At 36.9% G+C, this 18,355-nt stretch carries 17 protein-coding genes; 6 read left to right on the top strand and 11 right to left on the bottom strand.

The genetic code is table 11. The features are described 5' to 3' along the window. Positions 1-28: 28 nt before the first annotated feature. Genes ACZ5N5_RS10265 through ACZ5N5_RS10250 form a run of 4 tightly spaced genes read right to left on the bottom strand, consistent with a single transcriptional unit; the run spans position 29 to position 4,314 of the window. Complete coding sequence (locus ACZ5N5_RS10265) at positions 29-1,396, bottom strand: ABC transporter substrate-binding protein (RefSeq protein ID WP_464368313.1); 1,368 nt, start codon at positions 1,394-1,396, stop codon at positions 29-31. A 52-nt stretch (positions 1,397-1,448) separates the two neighbouring features. Beyond that, complete coding sequence (locus ACZ5N5_RS10260; protein WP_277678998.1) at positions 1,449-2,267, bottom strand: carbohydrate ABC transporter permease; 819 nt, start codon at positions 2,265-2,267, stop codon at positions 1,449-1,451. After that, positions 2,264-3,202, bottom strand: coding sequence for a carbohydrate ABC transporter permease (locus ACZ5N5_RS10255; RefSeq protein WP_109985628.1), 939 nt, complete (start codon positions 3,200-3,202; stop codon positions 2,264-2,266). The genes ACZ5N5_RS10260 and ACZ5N5_RS10255 overlap by 4 nt, the downstream gene beginning before the upstream one ends. Beyond that, on the bottom strand, positions 3,199-4,314 hold the full coding sequence (locus ACZ5N5_RS10250; RefSeq protein ID WP_277678996.1) for an ABC transporter ATP-binding protein: 1,116 nt from the start codon (positions 4,312-4,314) through the stop codon (positions 3,199-3,201). The genes ACZ5N5_RS10255 and ACZ5N5_RS10250 overlap by 4 nt, the downstream gene beginning before the upstream one ends. Before the next feature lie 253 nt (positions 4,315-4,567). On the opposite strand from ACZ5N5_RS10250, the gene ACZ5N5_RS10245 reads away from it, so the two are divergent. Further along, positions 4,568-4,894 carry a hypothetical protein gene (locus ACZ5N5_RS10245; RefSeq protein WP_054789041.1) on the top strand — a complete coding sequence of 109 codons (327 nt, stop codon included), beginning with the start codon at positions 4,568-4,570 and terminating at the stop codon, positions 4,892-4,894. A gap of 91 nt (positions 4,895-4,985) precedes the next feature. Here ACZ5N5_RS10245 and ACZ5N5_RS10240 read toward each other — a convergent pair whose 3' ends face one another. Further along, positions 4,986-5,597, bottom strand: a complete 612-nt coding sequence (locus ACZ5N5_RS10240; RefSeq protein WP_277678994.1) for an NAD(P)H oxidoreductase — start codon at positions 5,595-5,597, stop codon at positions 4,986-4,988. A gap of 126 nt (positions 5,598-5,723) precedes the next feature. Here ACZ5N5_RS10240 and ACZ5N5_RS10235 point away from each other — a divergent pair, with 126 nt between their 5' ends. Further along, complete coding sequence (locus ACZ5N5_RS10235) at positions 5,724-6,557, top strand: LysR family transcriptional regulator (RefSeq protein ID WP_464372433.1); 834 nt, start codon at positions 5,724-5,726, stop codon at positions 6,555-6,557. Positions 6,558-6,649: 92 nt separating this feature from the next. Here ACZ5N5_RS10235 and ACZ5N5_RS10230 read toward each other — a convergent pair whose 3' ends face one another. Further along, positions 6,650-7,579, bottom strand: coding sequence for an aldo/keto reductase (locus ACZ5N5_RS10230; protein ID WP_464372432.1), 930 nt, complete (start codon positions 7,577-7,579; stop codon positions 6,650-6,652). Position 7,580: 1 nt separating this feature from the next. Next, a complete protein-coding gene (locus ACZ5N5_RS10225) occupies positions 7,581-8,585 on the bottom strand; it encodes a Gfo/Idh/MocA family protein (protein WP_054789040.1) in 1,005 nt (334 codons plus the stop codon). Between the two features lie 111 nt (positions 8,586-8,696). Here ACZ5N5_RS10225 and ACZ5N5_RS10220 point away from each other — a divergent pair, with 111 nt between their 5' ends. Next, a complete protein-coding gene (locus ACZ5N5_RS10220) occupies positions 8,697-9,530 on the top strand; it encodes an AraC family transcriptional regulator (RefSeq protein WP_109985633.1) in 834 nt (277 codons plus the stop codon). On the opposite strand, the gene ACZ5N5_RS10215 is transcribed toward ACZ5N5_RS10220, so the two are convergent. The 3 genes from ACZ5N5_RS10215 to ACZ5N5_RS10205 all read right to left on the bottom strand — a co-directional run bounded on the left by ACZ5N5_RS10215 (position 9,527) and on the right by ACZ5N5_RS10205 (position 12,597). Then, positions 9,527-9,946 carry a DUF1801 domain-containing protein gene (locus ACZ5N5_RS10215; protein ID WP_109985634.1) on the bottom strand — a complete coding sequence of 140 codons (420 nt, stop codon included), beginning with the start codon at positions 9,944-9,946 and terminating at the stop codon, positions 9,527-9,529. The two genes, ACZ5N5_RS10220 and ACZ5N5_RS10215, sit on opposite strands and share 4 nt — an antisense overlap. A gap of 35 nt (positions 9,947-9,981) precedes the next feature. After that, a complete protein-coding gene (locus ACZ5N5_RS10210) occupies positions 9,982-11,439 on the bottom strand; it encodes a protein adenylyltransferase SelO (protein ID WP_464372431.1) in 1,458 nt (485 codons plus the stop codon). A gap of 111 nt (positions 11,440-11,550) precedes the next feature. Beyond that, positions 11,551-12,597: an NAD(P)/FAD-dependent oxidoreductase gene (locus ACZ5N5_RS10205; protein ID WP_464372430.1), complete on the bottom strand. Its 1,047-nt coding sequence runs from the start codon at positions 12,595-12,597 to the stop codon at positions 11,551-11,553. A gap of 127 nt (positions 12,598-12,724) precedes the next feature. Between ACZ5N5_RS10205 and ACZ5N5_RS10200 the strand changes: the two genes are divergently transcribed. The 3 genes from ACZ5N5_RS10200 to ACZ5N5_RS10190 all read left to right on the top strand — a co-directional run bounded on the left by ACZ5N5_RS10200 (position 12,725) and on the right by ACZ5N5_RS10190 (position 15,706). Continuing rightward, the gene (locus tag ACZ5N5_RS10200) at positions 12,725-13,636 is read left to right on the top strand and encodes an iron-hydroxamate ABC transporter substrate-binding protein (RefSeq protein ID WP_277678989.1); all 912 of its coding nucleotides are present in this window, start codon (positions 12,725-12,727) and stop codon (positions 13,634-13,636) included. Between the two features lie 64 nt (positions 13,637-13,700). Beyond that, a complete protein-coding gene (locus ACZ5N5_RS10195; protein WP_277678988.1) occupies positions 13,701-14,699 on the top strand; it encodes a FecCD family ABC transporter permease in 999 nt (332 codons plus the stop codon). Next, positions 14,693-15,706, top strand: a complete 1,014-nt coding sequence (locus tag ACZ5N5_RS10190; protein WP_109985639.1) for a FecCD family ABC transporter permease — start codon at positions 14,693-14,695, stop codon at positions 15,704-15,706. Before ACZ5N5_RS10195 ends, ACZ5N5_RS10190 begins: the two co-directional genes overlap by 7 nt. A gap of 161 nt (positions 15,707-15,867) precedes the next feature. Here the strand turns inward: ACZ5N5_RS10190 and ACZ5N5_RS10185 are convergent, their stop codons facing one another. Then, complete coding sequence (locus ACZ5N5_RS10185; protein ID WP_464372429.1) at positions 15,868-18,198, bottom strand: polyprenyl synthetase family protein; 2,331 nt, start codon at positions 18,196-18,198, stop codon at positions 15,868-15,870. Between the last annotated feature and the right edge of the window lie 157 nt (positions 18,199-18,355).

Here is an 18,355-nt window from a genome sequence, read left to right as displayed (position 1 = left end):
ATTCACTTTGATGGGAAAGATATAATATTTACTCACCTCTAGCTGCATTTGCGTTTTTAATAGCTTGATTTAATTGTTCTACCGTATTTTGATAAGCCTCATCAACATCTCCACCATTATAGACCGTTTCAAGTGCAGTTTCCACAATTCTACGACCTTCTGGAATCATATCCATAATTGCACCTTGTGTCGCAAAAGAAGATTTGGTAGATTGCAATTGCTCGACTGTTACTTGTAATTGTGGCATCTCCTTGTAAGCGTCAAGTACGACTTGCTCTTCATATGCAGCTGGATTGATTGCGAAATACCCTGTTCCCACATGCCATTCTGCTTGAACTTTTGGTGTTTGCAAGTACTTCATAAATTCCCATGCTGCATCTTTTTCTGCTTGCTCTTTTCCATCTACCATCCATAGACTAGCTCCGCCAATGACAACTCCTTCTCGCTCCGTGCTCTCTGGATGTGGAATAAAGGCAACCCCTACTTCAAATGGTGCATTATCAATGACATCACGAGCACTTGCAGATGATTGCATAAACATCGCTACATCTTCCGCCAAGAAACCAGAAACCATGTTATCACCATTCGTTCCATAATTAGCAAATGTTTCCTCATCAATCATATTTTTTACCCAATTGAATATTGACTTCCCTTGTTCCTCTGTAAAGCCGATTTCAGTAGGGGTATCAGAGCGGCCATTGTCCTTATTCATTAAAAGGGCACCCTGGTTTGCTAATAATTGCTCAAATAACCATCCATATGCTTGTAAGGCAAATCCTTTCATTTCTGGATTGCTCTCTGCAATTTTTCTACTTGCATCTTCAATCTCTTCAAAAGTTGCTGGTGGATTTTCAGGGTCTAACCCAGCAGCTTCAAATGCATCCTTATTGTAGTACATAACAGGAGTAGACGAGTTAAACGGCATGGAATAGAATTTATCTTCTATTTTATAATAGTTGATTATATTTTCCTCTAAGCCTGTCATATCATAATCATCTTTATCTACATAATTTTGAATAGGCTCGATATGTCCACTGTTAATCATCGACATTGTACCAATTTCAAAAACCTGTATCATTGTCGGCGCACTGTCCGTACCTGCCACTGTATGAAATTTGGTCAAAGCTTCATCATATGTACCTTGGTATTCTGCATTAACCTGAATTTTGTCCTGTGATTGATTGTAATCATCTACAATTTTGTTAAGGGCTTCCTGTGCAGCACCACCCATTGCATGCCAAAATGTCACAGTTTGTTTCTCCTCACTAGAATCTACTTCTTCACTAGATCCATTACTTGTTTCTTCTCCCTCACTTGCATCGGCATCATTCGAATTACAGCCTACTGCGATAAGCGCAAAAAATAATAACATCAAAGCTAACCACATTTTTTTCATTTGTTTTAAACACTCCTTTATTTTTGATTATTTGAAAACTATAAAGCTTTACTTACTTCAGTGCCCCTTCTGCCAGACCTTTTTGTAATTTGTTTTGTCCTAAGAATAAAAGAATTAATGTTGGTAGAACTACGATAATTGCTCCCGCCATAATAACGCCCCATTCATTCAATTGCTCCTGTGACTGCAATTGTCGTAAGCCAATCTGAACAGTTCTTGTTGTTTCATCGGTTGTAGCGAGCAATGGCCATAAATACATATTCCATGAGGTTAAAAAGCCATAAACCCCTAGTGTAACAAGACTCGTTCTTGCCATCGGTAGAACAACAGTTAAATAAAACTTAAAATCACCAATTCCTGCTATCTCACTAGCTTCCTTCAATTCTTTAGGAATTTGCTTAAAGCTTTGTCTTAACAAGAATGTTCCAAAGGCCATCGCAAAAAATGGTAGTGTAAGACCTGTATATGTATTAATCCATCCCATGTCCCGAACTGTTTGAAAGTTCGGAATGATCGATGCTTCAAAAGGAACCATCATTGTTGCAATGAAAACAAAGAACAAAATATCTCTTCCTTTAAACTCTAAGAAAACAAATGCATATGCTGCTAAACTAGATAAAGTAAGTTGTCCTACCATAATAGCTAATGAAACAATAAGACTATTTAGCAAAAACTGAAATAAGGGAAATCTATCAAAGACTTGCACATAATTATCCAATGTAAAGGAAGAGGGTATTAATGTCCCTGTCATGATCTCTTGATTTGACATAAAACTCATTGAAAAGGCTATAATTGCAGGCGCAAAAATTACTATAGCTGAAATCGTAAGCAATAAATAAAAAATTATCTTTTGGTGAATCGGTACGGTCATTGGTAATGCACCTTCCTTTCCCCTAGCTTAAACTGGATAAGAGTCAGGACTAATATAATGACAAATAAGACGATCGCCTGAGCACTTGCAGAACCATGCTGATAATTCATAAAAGCTTCTTGGTAAATGGAATACACGATAACATTTGTTTCATTCTGTGGTCCACCTCTTGTTAACATATCTACCTGTCCAAAGGTCTGGAAAGCATTAATAAAGGAAACCGTAATAACAAAAAATAATGTCGGTGAGAGCATTGGAATCGTGATTCTTCTAAGCTTGTAAAAATAACTTGCCCCATCAATATCAGCACTCTCATATAAATAGGAATCAATAGATTGAAGTCCACCTAGCAAAATTAAAAACGTAAAACCTATGTTCATCCATATTGTTGAAATAGAAACAGACAAAAGTGCCCAATCTGGATCTGTTAACCAACCAATAGCCTCTATACCTAATGTTGCTAAAATTTGATTCAGCCAGCCAATCGTAGGATGGAATAGAAACATCCAGAAGACAGAAGCTGCTGCAACAGAAATACCCATTGTGGAAGAAAATATCGTGCGAAAGATACCAATTCCTCTCAATTTTTCATTAGCTAGAATGGCCAGTACAAGACTGATTAAAACTGTTCCCGGAACGGTATAAACAACAAATAGCAATGTGACTTTTAAGCTTTGCAAAAATATGGGTGACGAAAAAATTGCTTTAAAATTATCAAGGCCCACATACACTGTCGTCGCCCCACTATTATCAGTTAAGAAAAAGCTTAGATAAATGGTCTTCATCATTGGATAAAACAAAAAGACACTAAACAGCAAGATAGAAGGTAAAAGAAACAGGATACCTTTAAAAAATGACTGAATTCGGTGTATCTTTTTTATTTTGTTAAATTCTATTGCATAATCTGTCTCAGTACGAACCGTTATATCATTCATATGGCAATAACCCCTTGATCTCTTGTTACATTTGGAGCCGCTTGTACCAATTCAGTTGTTTGAGTATCAAAGAAATGCATATTGTCAATAGATATTTGGACTGGAACCATATCCCCAGCTGTAACTTGCCATTGCCCTAACCATTTTGCTGTCCAAAACTGTTGCCCAACTTCAAATGTAAGTAATGTTTCATTTCCGAGATGTTCCACATTGATGATTTCTAATTGATGTGTCTTGTTTTCTGGTGTTCCTTTGAATAAATGCTCGGCTCTTATTCCTATAGTAAGATGATCTCTTTTTTTAAGATTTGTTATATCAGCATTTTGAAGCGGTATATGTAAGCAATCCTCAATAATAATTTCTTCCTCTTTGATCATAGCTTGCCCGAGATTGATTTTTGGTGATCCAATGAAAGAAGCAACAAATAAATTAGCGGGGTTATTGTATAAAGAGATAGGATCGCCAACTTGTTGGATTTTACCATCATTTAAGACCATAATCCGATCTCCCATTGTCATTGCCTCGACCTGATCATGGGTGACATAAATCATCGTTAATCCTAGTTTCTTTTGTAGACGCCTAATTTCCATGCGCATATGTGCTCGAAGCTTTGCATCTAAATTGGATAGAGGCTCATCCATTAAGCAAAGAGGTGCTTCACTTACAACAGACCTAGCCAAAGCAACTCTCTGTCTTTGCCCACCTGAGAGTTGTTTGGGCTTTCGTTTTAACAGTTCTGTTAGTCCCATCATTTCAGCTGTTTCGGTCAATCTTTTTTTCTGTTCTTGTTTTTTGACCTTTTTCGCATTCAAGCCAAATAAAATATTTTGTTCCACTGATAAATGTGGATATAAAGCATAGTTTTGAAATACCATAGACAAATTTCGATCCTTTGGGCGTAAATGATTCACTACTTTATCATTAATTTTTAATATTCCACCAGATATCTCCTCAAGCCCTGCAATCATTCGTAATAATGTACTTTTACCAGATCCTGAAGGTCCTACAAGAACAAAAAATTCTCCTTCTTCTATTTCTAAATCAATACCATTTAACACATAATGCTCTTTATCATAGGACTTTGCTATATTTTTCATTTCAACATGCTGCAATTTTATAACCTCCTCGCCTACTAAAGTTGCTCCATATATCAAACTAAAGCTATTAAAACATATAAATACAGCAATTTTGTTCTTTTTACAGAATTCAAACAAACAATATATACAGGATTAACAAACTTAACATTGATTTTACACTGAGGTTTTCTTAATCGATATTTTCACATTAAAAGGTATAGGTGAATATCCTAAATAGGAGAATTAACAATTAAGCAAAAATGCGATTATAAGAGAGGGGAGTAAAATCATGCATTATCAAAATCAAACATTACCTGCTTATCAAACTAGTAATATGAAGAACCTGTGTGATCGTTATAAGGATTATTATGTAATGGGACAATTAAGTAATGGAACACAATTTGAAGGGATTATCCAAGCAGTAGATAATGATAATGTAACGATTCTCATACCAGAAAATGTAGAAGAGGGAGAAACAGACCGTCAATTCGGTTATGGCTATTATCCAAGAAGATATTATCGTCGTTTTCGACCATACCGTTATCCATTAGGTTTACTAAGTGGCCTGCTACTGTATCCATTTCTTTTTCCGCCGTATTATCCACCTTATTACTAAAAAAAGAAAGCAGAAAGGGTATCATAGCCCTTCTTGCTTTCTTTTTATTAAATGGAAATTTTCCATCAGCGGACGTGCGGTTAGCGAAACGTTAACGTTCGTTATCTAAAACGTTCTTCTTTGATCTATCATTCCTGTCAAAATGATATCCAAGCTTGTATGCTCGTTGGAACCAATGCTCTGTGTAGCCCGACTTAACCTTTATCGTGTCATAGAATAGCTCAAATTGAGAACTAGGTATCCCGCAATAATCTGCCAAGCCTATATTAAAATAATGGTTCATCATTGAATCATATTTTCTTTTTTCGAACCTTTCTATTGGTGCCCCTGCTAAACTAAGCCAAAGCACATGATGATGTTTCAATCTTTGGTTACCGTAAGCAAAATGATAATTCCATACTCTATCAATATAACCTTTTAACATGGCAGGCACACTCCACCACCACAATGGAAAAATGAAAGCTAATGCCTCATACTTCTCCAAACGCTCCATTTCTTTTTCTACTTCCCATGAGAACTGTTGTTGTTCTGCTTGCCAATCCGGTTCATCCTCCTCCTTTAATACTGGATTAAATCCACTTCGATATAAATCAAGCACTTCTATCTCATGACCTGCATCTCTTAGGCCTTGCATAAATTTATCAGCAACTGCAAATGTTAACGATTCCTCTCTCGGATGTGTGACAACAGTCAATACTTTCATATTCCTCATCCTTCCTATAACATCTCGTTTTTTCCTTATATTTAGTGTATAATACATTTAATGTTCAGTAAAATAGATATTTTAGATAATTTAGTTCAGAAAAAATGATAATAATGAGGTGAAAAAATGGAATTACGTCATCTAATTACCTTTCGTACAATTATAGATGTAGGCGGCTTTAAGAAAGCGGCAGAACAATTAGGTTATGCACAGTCTTCTATAACCGCACATATAAAGGAATTGGAGAAGGAGCTTGGTTATCCACTTTTTGATCGTCTTGGAAAAAAAATCGTATTAACTCAAACTGGAGAGCGTTTTCTCCCATATGCGTTAGATATCATTCGTTTATATACGGAATCGAAGGAAGTCATAAGACAAACAGATCAACCGAGTGGGGATCTAACCATTGGGGTGAGTGAATCCTTACTAATCTATTGGCTCCCTAACATTATCACAGCATTTATGCATCAATACCCTGAAGTCCATTTAACAGTAAAACCGATCGACTATGAGGATTTAGCGGATCAATTAAAACAAAATGAAATCGATGTGGCGCTCCTTGTGGAAACGAACAGCTGGCTCTCATCCGAATTAAAAATTCACAAACTGACTGACGAAAAACTAGTTTTAATACATCCTCCCAAAAAAGAAACGACAAACATGCTGGTAACAGAATATACTTGTAGCTGGCGACCAATCATTGAGGAATATTTAACTTACCATAGTCAGCCTACAGAGAATAAATTGGAATTACCAAGTATAGAAGCTATTAAAAAATGTGTTCTCCTGGGTCTAGGAAAATCAATGCTCCCGCAATTTGTTGTTAAAGAGGAAATCGATCAAGGCAAACTTCATTATGAAAAGACAAAATTTGAGGACAGTATTGCTATTTATGCTGCTCACCATAAAGATAAATGGGTATCTGCTAACATAAATGCATTATTAGAGCTATTACCATAAACAAGTTTGCGATGTTTGTTGAATCTTACCAAACTTTTAAATGCGGACTTAAAAATACAAGCTGACTAAATGCTGTCAGCTTGTATTTTTGTTTACTCCCCATTTTCTAACCAATCTACTTCATTGGAAGAAAGTTCAATTTCTGATCCTTCCAAGCAGGATACTAGTTCTTGTTCATTCTGTGCACCAATTAATGCACATGTTGGAAATTTTTGATTCAGGACATAGGCTAAAGCAATTTGAATTGCTGTTACTCCTTTTTCTTTTGCTAATTTTTCTGCTCGTCTTAAACGATCCCAATTCGCGTCACTATAGAAGACACGGACAAGATCCTCATTACTACGATCCTCTGGTGTGAATCTTCCAGTGAAAAATCCTCTAGCTTGTGAGGACCAAGATAGGATAGGTAATTGTGTCTTTTCATGCCATTTTATATCAGCACTATCTGTTGAGACACATCCTTTCCAAAATGGTTCATTTGCCTTTGCTAGACTAAGGTTTGGGCTACTAAATGAAAAGCCTATCAAACCTTTTGAACTAGCATAATCATTTGCCGCTTGGATTCGTTCTGTCGTCCAGTTGGAACCACCAATAGCCTTTATTCGGCCAGCTTCGATATGCTCATTTAATGCATCAATGATGACACTGACTGGCACATCTGGATCATCTCTATGGAGTGCATATAAATCAATATAATCTGTTCCGAGTCTTTCTAGACTCTCGGAAAGATCTTGTTTTATCGCCTCAGGATTAACACGTGGCCCATTTTGGTCATGATGCGCTCCTTTCGTTAAAATAACGATATCCTCACGATTGTTGCGCTCCTTCAGCCATTTACCAATCGCAATTTCACTTTCCCCACCACAATAAATATGGGCAGTATCTATTGTATTCCCACCAATTGCAACATATCGATCTAACACCTGACAAACTTTATCATACACACTTGGCTTGAAATAATCGGAGCCTTGAATTAAAGTAGTGACCGGCTTATCAAGTCCGTTAATTTGAATGGTATTCACGTTATTCCTCCTCCTTAATCTCTACACGTCTTCTCTCTTCAGCAGAGGTCAAACAAGCATCAAGCACCTTCATGTTCAAAATGGCATCACTTGCAGGATATGGTAAAGGCTTACCGTTTAGAATACTTTGTCCCACCGCATCTGCTTGCAATGCGTATTGATTAACATATGGAACCTCTACTTCTTTAGTGCCTTTACTCGTGTGAACAAAGAAATGATCTTGTTCGTTTTGATTGACAACAAATGCAGATGGCACCTCAATTTTACCTTCTGTCCCTAGAATTTCTAATCGATTACGGAAGTCTGCCCACATCCCACAATCAAAGGTAAGTGCCACACCATGATCGAATTCCAAAATTCCTGATGCCATCATGTCAACCTGATCATGTTGTTCTGAAAAAAGTGCATGAACGGTTGCTGCCTGAGGTTCCTCTTTCAGAATCATTCTTGCAGCACTAATTGGATAAACCCCAACATCATACAAGGAACCTCCACCCCACGCCTTTTTAAAGCGCACATTTTCTTTCGCAGATGCACTATTAAAGGTAAAAACTCCATGAAGTCCACGAATTTCTCCAATCTCACCTTTCGCCAATAACTCTTGGATCATTTGATACCTAGGATGATAACGATACATAAATGCTTCGGCAAAAACCACTTCAGCCTTTTTGCTTGCTTCCACCATTTCCCGAGTTTCCCTTGCATTTAATGCCGCAGGTTTCTCACAGAGTACATGCTTTCCTGCCTCCATCGCTTTAATGGACCATTCTTTATGTAAATGATTTGGTAACGGGATGTATATGGCATCAATATTCGAATCTGCTAATAATTCTTCATAGCTTCCGTACGCAACCGGAATGTCTAATTGCTCTGCTATTGCTTTTGCGTTTTCTAAGTTACGACTAGAAATCGCATAGATTTCACCTGTTTCCGATTCCTTAATCCCCGGAATCACTGCTTTTTGTGCGATATTTGCTGTGCTTATAACTCCCCATTTTATCGACATATAATTACCTCCCCTATAACTTTATTGTTATTATAATCGATTTAATTTAAAATAAAAATAGAAGCTTTTTGCTATCAAATAACAAAATATTGTCCTTATGGAGGTATGAAAATGTACCGTCAGGTTTTGCTACCAACCTTAAAAAAACATGAATATATGATTCTACCTGAGTCAGTCGGATGTTACGAATCGGCGAAAGACCATGCTGTCTATCGTGAAGCAGGATCATTAGATAATTTTAGTATTCATTTTATTCTTTCTGGAAGTGGTTTTTTAGAAATAGAAGGGAAGCAATACACCTTACATAGAGGGGATGCTTTTCTTTATTTTCCACAACAGGAACAAAGATATTATAGTAGTACAAAGGATCCATGGAGTATTAGATGGGTACATTTTTATGGAAGTACGTTGCATAGCTTTTTATCAGAGACTGGTTTTGGTAGGTTTATTCTATGGCGATTACCAGATATCGCAAAATTGGAGAAGGTGCATGAAAAGTTATTACAAGAGGCAGATGATAATAGCTTTTTACAGCTAATCCAATTATCAACCATTACTTACTCTTTTCTAGCTACGTTTACTAATATAGCGGTACCTATGGAATCAACTTCTAAACAAGAATTAGATTTAAGAATCCAAGCACTGTTACCAAAAATGCAAGAAAAAGCTCCAGAGCCATTTGACCTAGAATACTGGGCAAAGGAAACTGGAGTAAGTACTTATTATTTCTGTCGATTGTTTAAACGGGTAACACAGATGACTCCAATGGCTTTTGTAACACTTTGCCGTATGCAATGGAGCAAGCAATTATTATTAGAAGAGAGAAAACTTACGATTAAAGAAATTGCCGAAAAATCTGGTTATCCTAATCCAAGTTATTTTAATAAGCTTTTTCTAGAAAATGAAGGTATGACTCCAACAAAATATCGACAAATGTATGTTTAACCTTCTGGATAAGTTTTTCGTAAGAATTGAATGGAATGTTGAATTAATTCCTTCAACACTTCCACGTCTACATCCGCTAATTTGTTAATATACACACAAGCTTTTCCAGAAGTATGCTTACCAAAACGAGATAACAATTCCTCTCGTTCGGCACCTGTAGCAAAATACAAACTAATCTTGGCTTTTCTCGGAGAAAATCCGACGAGTGGTGCATCTCCTTCATGTCCAGAAGCATATTTATAATGATATGAACCAAAGCCAATGATAGTCGTGCCCCACATTTTTGCAGGATAACCCGTCGTTTTTGTAAAAATATCGAGTAGTTTTAATGCATCTTCACGCTTTCTATCATGCTCAATTGCTTCAATAAATTCAAGTACATCTCGATCATTTTCTCTTGTTTTTAATTCATACATCGTTTTACTCCTCTCCCATTTTGAAGCACTAATCCTTATGTTCCACAAAACGTTTGTTGTGGTCGCTTTGACTTTGGTGGAAGTGCTGCATACTCCACTTGTTCTTTCGTATGTGCATAAGGATCAGCGAGTATATCAAGTAGGTTCTTCATTACACTATCGTCCTCTTTTGTGACAGCCGCTTCAATCGCCTCTTCGACCAAATGATTTCGAGGAATAACTGCAGGATTACTTTTTTTCATTAAGTCTAGGACTTCTTCTTCGGACTCTGCTTGTCTTTCGCGTCTTTGTTTCCATTTTGTTTGCCATTTTTTAAATTCATCCCGTTCAAATAATACCTGACTGTTGGTTTGATGAAAAGTCAAAGCTCGAAAGGTGTTCGTATAATCCGCATTATATTGCTGCATCAATTGTAGGAGTTCTTCAATTAATTTTTCATCCTCTTGCTCCTCATTAAATAACCCTAGCTTTCTTCTCATCCCTTTTATCCATTCGGCATAAAATATATCGGAGAACTCCTCAATCGCACCTTGTGCTAATTCAAGGGCTCGTTCTTCTTCATCGTGTAATATAGGTAATAGGCTTTCCGCAAATCTAGCTAAATTCCAGCCACCTATATTTGGTTGATTGCCATATGCATAACGACCTTGAATATCGATGGAACTAAAAACAGTTGCGGGGTCGTATTCATCCATAAAGGCACATGGGCCATAATCAATGGTTTCCCCACTTATTGTCATATTATCGGTGTTCATCACACCATGAATAAAACCGACAAGCTGCCATTTAGCAATTAATTTCCCTTGTCTGTTTACAACTTCTTTTATTAAAGAAAGGTATGGATTAGGTTTACTTTTCAAAGTTGGATAATGTCGTTTAATTGCATAATCGGCTAATTGTTTAATGTCGTCTTCTTCACCAAAAGCAGCAGCATATTGGAATGTACCAAAACGCAAATGGCTAGAAGCTACACGAGTTAAAATCGCACCAGGTAATTCCACTTCTCGTCTAACCTCTTCACCAGTCGTAACCACCGCCAAACTACGTGATGTCGGTATTCCCAATTGATACATTGCTTCACTTATAATATATTCTCTTAACATCGGGCCTAAGGTTGCCCTGCCATCACCACCTCTAGAATAGGGTGTTTTCCCTGCCCCTTTTAACTGTAAGTCAAATTTATCACCTGCTGGGGTAAGCTGCTCTCCAATTAATACAGCTCGTCCATCTCCAAGCATCGTAAAATTCCCAAATTGATGTCCTGCATATGCTTGTGAAATAGATTGGGTATCTTCCGGCATCTTATTACCAGAAAAAACTCCGAGCATTTCAGTTTTTGATATTGCTGCTAAGCCAAGGCTTTGGAGTAATGCATGATTAAGTACTCTTATTTCTGGATCTTTAACATGTGTTGGCTCTACTTTACTATAAAAAAACTCAGGCAAATCTTCATAGCTATTGTCAAATTTCCATCCTGCTTCTGTTGAGCCCATTTTATCTTCCTTTCGTTGAATATTTATACCTATAGTTTATTATACCCCTTTCCAGTAAATCATGTGTGATGATTATAGCAAAAACAGACAGCCGATCGCTGTCTGCTCTCATCATCGAAGCATTTCTTCGACAAGCTTTTCATTTCTTTTTTTGAAAATATCATTGTGGGAAGAAACCATGGCGATTTCCGCGGCATTGGGCACTAAATACTTTTTGGCACTATTTACAGCATTTGTAGCATCATGGAAAGCCCCCATTATTAAATGTACCTTACCATCGTGCTTAATAATATCTCCCGCAGCAAATAAGCCATCAATGGAAGATTCTGATTTTGTACTTCCTTTTATAAAGAAGTCATCCAACAATTCAATTTCAATCTTACTGTTTTTTATTAAGGTAGAATCTCGATCAAAGCCATGATTAATCACAAGTTCATCAATATCAACATATGTAGACTCATTCGTTTCATTATGAGTGATCTCCACCTGATTAATGGTTTTTCTGTTAGAGGAGATAAGCTTGGTAATCGAGGATTGAAAAAAGCACTCCACCGAGCTATTTAATAGCTGTGTTACTTGCGATTCGTGACCAGTTAGGCTATCTCTTCGGTACGTAATATATACCTTTTTCGCGATTGGTTCTAGCTCATTAGCCAAGTCAATCGCTGCGTCACGTCCCCCTGAAATGAGAACTACTTTATCCTTAAAGCGCTTATATGATTGAACCGTATAATGTAAATTCGATACTTCAAAACGATCTGCACCTTTAATATTTAACTTTTGTGGTTTTAAGATACCACTACCTGTTGCAATGATAACCGTTTTGGAATAATGGATTTTCCCACTACTTCCTCTAAGAATAAAAAGATTATTTTCGTCTTTTTCAATTGATTCTATCTTTTCATTTAACACAACTTCAGGCTCAAAGGTTAAGCCCTGTTCTACTAAATGATCAATAAGCTGTGTTCCTGTTACAGGCGGTAATCCACCAACATCCCAAATCAATTTCTCTGGATATACATGTATCTTCCCACCCAATTGTGACTGAAATTCGATAATTTTTGTTTTCATCTCTCTCAGTCCACTATAAAAGGCTGAATAAAGTCCAGCCGGGCCTCCACCGATAATGGTTACATCGAAACATTCTTCTTTAAGCAAATGGATTTCCTCCTCCAAAGGTATTTCTATTTAAATTTATATTGACAAACGATAATGATAACTATTATCATTATAAGCGAAAATGATAATCAATATCAATAAGTTTTTCTAAAAGGAGATAATTTTTATGAGAAAAATAAGCTTCGCCCTCGTTATTTTAGTTATTCTATTTATTACAGGTTGTAGTAGCAATAAAGAAACGAATGGAGAAACTGTCAATGAAAAGGAGAAAGAAACCATTACGTATGAGTCAGAAAATGGTCCTGTGGAGGTGCCCGCTAATCCAGAGCGTGTGGTTGTCGTTTCTACTTATGCTGGTAATGTTCTAGCACTTGATGTACCACTCATTGGAGTAGATTCTTGGGCTAAGCAAAATCCACACTATGACCTGGAAGGTGTAGAGGAGATATCAGAAGAAAATCTTGAAAAAATTATGGAGCTGAATCCTGATTTGATCATTGGTGCTTCTACGACAAAAAATATTGATAAATTAAAAGAAATTGCACCAACGGTTACCTTTACATATAACAAAGTGGATTATTTAACACAGCACCTTGAAATCGGTAAGCTACTGAATAAAGAAGAGGAAGCCGCTAACTGGATTAAGGATTTTAAGGCAAGATCTAAACAAGCTGGCGAAGAAATTAAAGCGAAAATTGGTGAAAATGCTACAGTAACGGTTATTGAGAACTTCGATAAGGAATTATACGTATTTGGAGATAACTGGGGTAGAGGTACAGAAATTCTTTATCAAGAAATGGGCTTGAAAATGCCTGATAAAGTGAAGGAGAATGCATTGGAAGCTGGTTACTATACATTGTCTCCAGAGGTATTATCTGATTATGTTGGAGATTATTTAATCATTAGTAAGACGGAGGAAACAGAATCATCTTTTATGGAAACGAAGACATTCAAAAATATTCCCGCCGTTCAAAAAGATCATGTCTTTGTTGCAGATGCGAAGGGATTCTATTTTAATGATCCAATAACATTAGAATACCAATTAGAATTTTTCAAGGAACATTTTTTGGATGAATAATTATTATTCTAACTTCGTTCTGCATTACGATTGACTCGATAAAAAAGAAGAAAGCTGAGATATCATGATCAATAAATCCAAGTATTTTTCATTCAAATTAATAGCTAGCATCTGTTTCATGCTAGGCTCGTCTATATTGGCCTTATGGCTTGGTGCGGCTAACACTTCCTTACACGATGTATGGCTTTCTATAACCACATCTTTGGAAAGCGAGACCCTCACCATGCTTAGGGAGATTCGGTTACCCCGAATTATTGCTGCACTTTTTGTTGGTGCTGCACTAGCAGTTTCAGGGACAATCATGCAAGGGGTAACAAGAAACCCACTAGCAGATCCAGGGTTACTAGGTGTAACTTCTGGAGCAAATGTAGCACTGGCTATTACCGTAGCTTTTTTCCCTTCTGCTAATTACTTTACCATTATGATCGCCTGCTTTATTGGTGCTTCACTTGGAACACTACTTGTTGTTGGCATAGGATCTGTCCAAAAAGGGGGCTTTTCTCCATTAAAAATTGTGCTCGCAGGCGCTGCTGTTTCTGCCTTTCTTTACGCGATTGCTGATGGAATTGGCATATATTTCAAAATATCGAAGGATGTTTCGATGTGGACTGCTGGGGGGATGATCGGAACTAATTGGAATCAGCTAAAAATGGTTGTGCCTTGTATTTTAATAAGTGTCATCATCTCCTTGTTTTTAAGTCGACAGCTATCCTTGCTCAGTTTGAATGAAGATGTAGCAACTGGATTAGGGCAGAATATACTTATCATCAAAGCAATACTATTTCTTCTCATTAGTATTTTAGCAGGAGCAGCTGTTGCTTTGGTAGGGAATTTAGCCTTCGTTGGTCTTATGGTTCCACATATTGTGCGTGCTATAATCGGAGCAGACTATAACAAAATTCTCCCACTATCTGTTTTTATTGGAGCGACATTTATGGTATTAGCAGATTTGGCTGGCCGAACAATTAATGCACCTTTTGAAACACCTGTTGCAGCCATTGTAGCAATAATGGGACTCCCTTTCTTTTTAATCATCGTTCGTAGAGGGGGGAAAGCATTTTGATTCCGACTACTAGTAAAACAACAAAACAGCGTATTATCGTAATAAGTCTTGTTGCTTCCGTTATTTTAATTGCCGTGATCAGCTTAGGGATTGGTTATTCTTCTGTTTCATTTAATCGCATCATTCCTACTTTTATAGGGCAGGGTACGTTTAAAGAGGAGTTTGTTATTTATTCTATTCGTTTGCCAAGAATAATCATTACTATCCTGGCAGGTATGGCATTGGCAGTATCTGGTGCCATTTTACAAGGTATCACGAGAAATGATTTGGCTGACCCTGGGATTATCGGGGTTAATGCAGGTGCAGGCATTGGGGTTGCCATTTTCTTTTTATACTTTCCTATTGATGTTGGTTCCTTTATTTATGCACTACCTATCATTGCATTTATCAGTGCCTTTCTTATTGCGATATTAATTTATATTTTTTCTTATACTAAGGGAATTGGGTTACAACCAATTAAGCTGATACTAGTAGGTGTTGGTTTCTCGATGGCCTGCTCGGGACTTATGGTTGTCCTTATATCTTCATCTGAGCGAGAAAAAGTAGATTTTATCGCCAAATGGTTAGCGGGTTCGATATGGGGTACTGATTGGCCATTTATTATAGCAATACTGCCATGGCTATTAATTCTTATTCCATTCACTCTATATAAAGCGAATAAGCTTGATCTGCTCAGCTTCAGTGAGCCTGTTGCGGTTGGAGTGGGAGTTCGTGTTGAGAAGGAAAGGGTGTTACTTTTGGTTGCAGCTGTTGCACTCGCTGCAGCTGCCGTATCGGTAACAGGCGGAATAGCCTTTGTTGGTCTAATGGCTCCACATATTGCCAAATCCATTATAGGGCCAAGAAACCAGCTTTATCTTCCAATTGCCATTTTGATTGGTGGCCTTTTATTATTAATTGCAGATACGATTGGTCGAAACATTATTGAGCCAGAAGGCATTGCGGCAGGTATCATGACAGCATTAATCGGTGCCCCGTATTTTATACTTCTATTATTGAGGAAATGAAAAAGTGGCTGAGGCATAAACTAAATAGGGTGAATGAGAATCCGAACATTCTTCTGACTGAGCGAAGTATTTTGACGAAGCAGCTTCAGTGCAGAAATATTAACGTTCGGATTTTTCTTTCTTTACTATTCTTTTGACGCAACTAATTTCAACGGGCTGGCTTAATACTCACGATTCACAAAAAAATCTAACAGCTGTCTTAAAAAATTTGTTTCATATGGTAATCTATCGATCGTTTCTACGGCTTCACAGTAGTGGTTCCACATCTCTTTCTTAGCACCGTCCATTCCTAAAATGGTTACGAATGTAGAGCTGTTGTTTTGTTGATCATTGCCGACTGGCTTACCAAGTAATTGTAAATCACCCTCTACATCCAAAAGGTCATCTTTTATTTGAAAAGCGATACCTGCATGGTAGGCAATCTTTTTAAGTGAACTTCTTTCTTCTTCCGATGCTTTTGCGAGAATGGAAGGCATGACTAAAGATGCCTCAAAGCCAATTCCCGTTTTATAAAAACACATATCATTTAACTCTTCTATCGTTAGTTCCTCTCCTTTTGACGCTAGATCAATAGCTTGGCCTCTGCACATTTCTGCTGTTTTTTGAGCAGAATATTGAATTAATTGTAATACAGTACTAGGGTCAAAGGAATTAAGTGAGGCTTGTTCTTCATACGCTTTTTGCGTTAGAAATAAGCCTGTTAATTCAGCAATGGCTGTATTATATTTCTCGTGTAATGTTTCTCTTCCACGGCGATAGGAGGCATTATCTTGAGATGGCAAATCATCAAAGATTAAGGAAGCCGTGTGCATATATTCTAAAGAACGGATTAATGGAATAATGGAGGATGGTTGAAAATGATAAACTTGGACACCCATTAACCAAGTAACAATCGGTCTTAATCTCTTCCCTGCCCCTTCTATGCTATAATTTGCTGCATGAGAAATCGATTCTCTTGCTCCATTCCCTTCCTTGATTGGTAATAATTGATTAATTTGATTTCTTATATCCTTGATCGTTTGGAAAAAATCCGTTTTTACTTGTTTTTGATCACGTAGATTCTGAATAAAGTGATCCCGAAGTAATTTATCGAAGAAATCTACATTATCGGCTTTCTGGACTAAATGTTGTAGGAAGCGATTAAATTCAGGCATTCGTTGTGTCAGAATCTTCATAAGTTCTGTATAAGCCTTTTCACCCATACGAATTTTCAAACGCTTTAAACCATTTATCGCACGATTTAAAATGATTTCACACGTTTTTTGATCGGAATCATATACGCGATGAATCAAATGATAAATTACCGTCCAATAAAGTTCAAAAGGATTTACTAAGTCTGATCTTTGCTGATAGTATTTCAAATAATAAGTATAGGAAGAAACGGCTCCACTTTTCTGATCTTGATTAATATCTGCTAGATCATCTGCTAACTGATTATAAATTCCGTAAAAGAACATCCGTTGTTGATTTGTCTCATTGTCCTTCATTCCGATCAAGGATCGGACAATCATTCTAGAGGATGCTGATTTTAAGATAATAGGTAAATACAATTCATCATTCGTGTAATTAGGATGATCTATATCTTTATCCCGATCCAATTCCTGGGCATGAAAAAACAGATAGCTTAACTCGAAAAAATGATGTTCATCAAGATTTGCTTGAATCATCCTTATATACTCAAAGGCTTCCTTCAATTCCTTATAAACAAATCGGACTAAATCACCGTTTTCTCCTTCCCAATTCTTTAATTCAGCTACCTTTTCTTTCGCTAGTGTTGTTCGGATCCAAGAGGAAAATTGCTCTTCCTCTTTTTTGGACAATATATTGGCATCTAGTAAATCATCGATAAACGGATAGGTTAATCCATAGCTATAACCTAGCCTCACCGCTTGGTCTAGTCTATTTCTACGCAAGTCAGCGGAGGACTGTTCATCTAATTGATCGAGCTCCTGCAACAATACTCCTGCTATAATTTTTAGTAATTTTCGTTGTGCATTTTCTTTATCCATAGCTTCTGGAAGTTGCTTGGAGACTAATTTTAATTTTTGAATTAACCAAAAAAAAGTCGATTCTATTCCTTCCTTTTGCGCCCATCTATAGAGAGTACTTAATCGAAAAGGCTCGTGATTACTAGTGTCTATTACATAATTCTTCACAAAATTTGTTGCACGATTTATCTTTGCTTGAATCCCATGATCAGCTAATGAATAACCTAGATCTCGCATGTATATGTAGGAAATACTTCGATCTAAATATTCGTCTAATTTACCCGTATATTTCAGCCATTTTAAATAAGGTTGATAGTTCGTATCTTTTCTCGATTTTCTTAATAGAGAGGGGCGAATGTGAGACTGCTTCCATGCTTCTAAATCTGTCGTTAAAGTATTGACAAAGGATTGCTCGCGAACATCTTCAAATAGCTGATTAAAATACTCTTTTGCCTTCTCTACTTTTGGTTGTATCCAAGAGTCTTTATAATGTTGGATGTCCATTTATCTTACCTCAATTTCCAATCAAATTTCTTTCATCATAACATTCATACGTAATAAGGGGAAAAAAAGTTTCAGAAGAAATTTTAAAAAATAGCGGCTCCGTTGTTTTTCTATCGTCATTTTTACTGGTCTAGTATTCCGGTTCTTTGTGCAAAAA

This window comes from Gracilibacillus sp. JCM 18966 (assembly GCF_055392695.1).
This window is presented reverse-complemented; position numbering and strand designations above follow the sequence as displayed.

What these genes read in the sequence shown, in the direction of transcription:
- ACZ5N5_RS10265 (WP_464368313.1), bottom strand. Translation starts at nt 1,396, where the DNA reads ATGAAAAAAATGTGGTTAGCTTTGATGTTATTATTTTTTGCGCTTATC.
- ACZ5N5_RS10260 (WP_277678998.1), bottom strand. Translation starts at nt 2,267, where the DNA reads ATGACCGTACCGATTCACCAAAAGATAATTTTTTATTTATTGCTTACG.
- ACZ5N5_RS10255 (WP_109985628.1), bottom strand. Translation starts at nt 3,202, where the DNA reads ATGAATGATATAACGGTTCGTACTGAGACAGATTATGCAATAGAATTT.
- ACZ5N5_RS10245 (WP_054789041.1), top strand. Translation starts at nt 4,568, where the DNA reads ATGCATTATCAAAATCAAACATTACCTGCTTATCAAACTAGTAATATG.
- ACZ5N5_RS10240 (WP_277678994.1), bottom strand. Translation starts at nt 5,597, where the DNA reads ATGAAAGTATTGACTGTTGTCACACATCCGAGAGAGGAATCGTTAACA.
- ACZ5N5_RS10235 (WP_464372433.1), top strand. Translation starts at nt 5,724, where the DNA reads ATGGAATTACGTCATCTAATTACCTTTCGTACAATTATAGATGTAGGC.
- ACZ5N5_RS10225 (WP_054789040.1), bottom strand. Translation starts at nt 8,585, where the DNA reads ATGTCGATAAAATGGGGAGTTATAAGCACAGCAAATATCGCACAAAAA.
- ACZ5N5_RS10220 (WP_109985633.1), top strand. Translation starts at nt 8,697, where the DNA reads ATGTACCGTCAGGTTTTGCTACCAACCTTAAAAAAACATGAATATATG.
- ACZ5N5_RS10215 (WP_109985634.1), bottom strand. Translation starts at nt 9,946, where the DNA reads ATGTATGAATTAAAAACAAGAGAAAATGATCGAGATGTACTTGAATTT.
- ACZ5N5_RS10210 (WP_464372431.1), bottom strand. Translation starts at nt 11,439, where the DNA reads ATGGGCTCAACAGAAGCAGGATGGAAATTTGACAATAGCTATGAAGAT.
- ACZ5N5_RS10200 (WP_277678989.1), top strand. Translation starts at nt 12,725, where the DNA reads ATGAGAAAAATAAGCTTCGCCCTCGTTATTTTAGTTATTCTATTTATT.
- ACZ5N5_RS10195 (WP_277678988.1), top strand. Translation starts at nt 13,701, where the DNA reads ATGATCAATAAATCCAAGTATTTTTCATTCAAATTAATAGCTAGCATC.
- ACZ5N5_RS10185 (WP_464372429.1), bottom strand. Translation starts at nt 18,198, where the DNA reads ATGGACATCCAACATTATAAAGACTCTTGGATACAACCAAAAGTAGAG.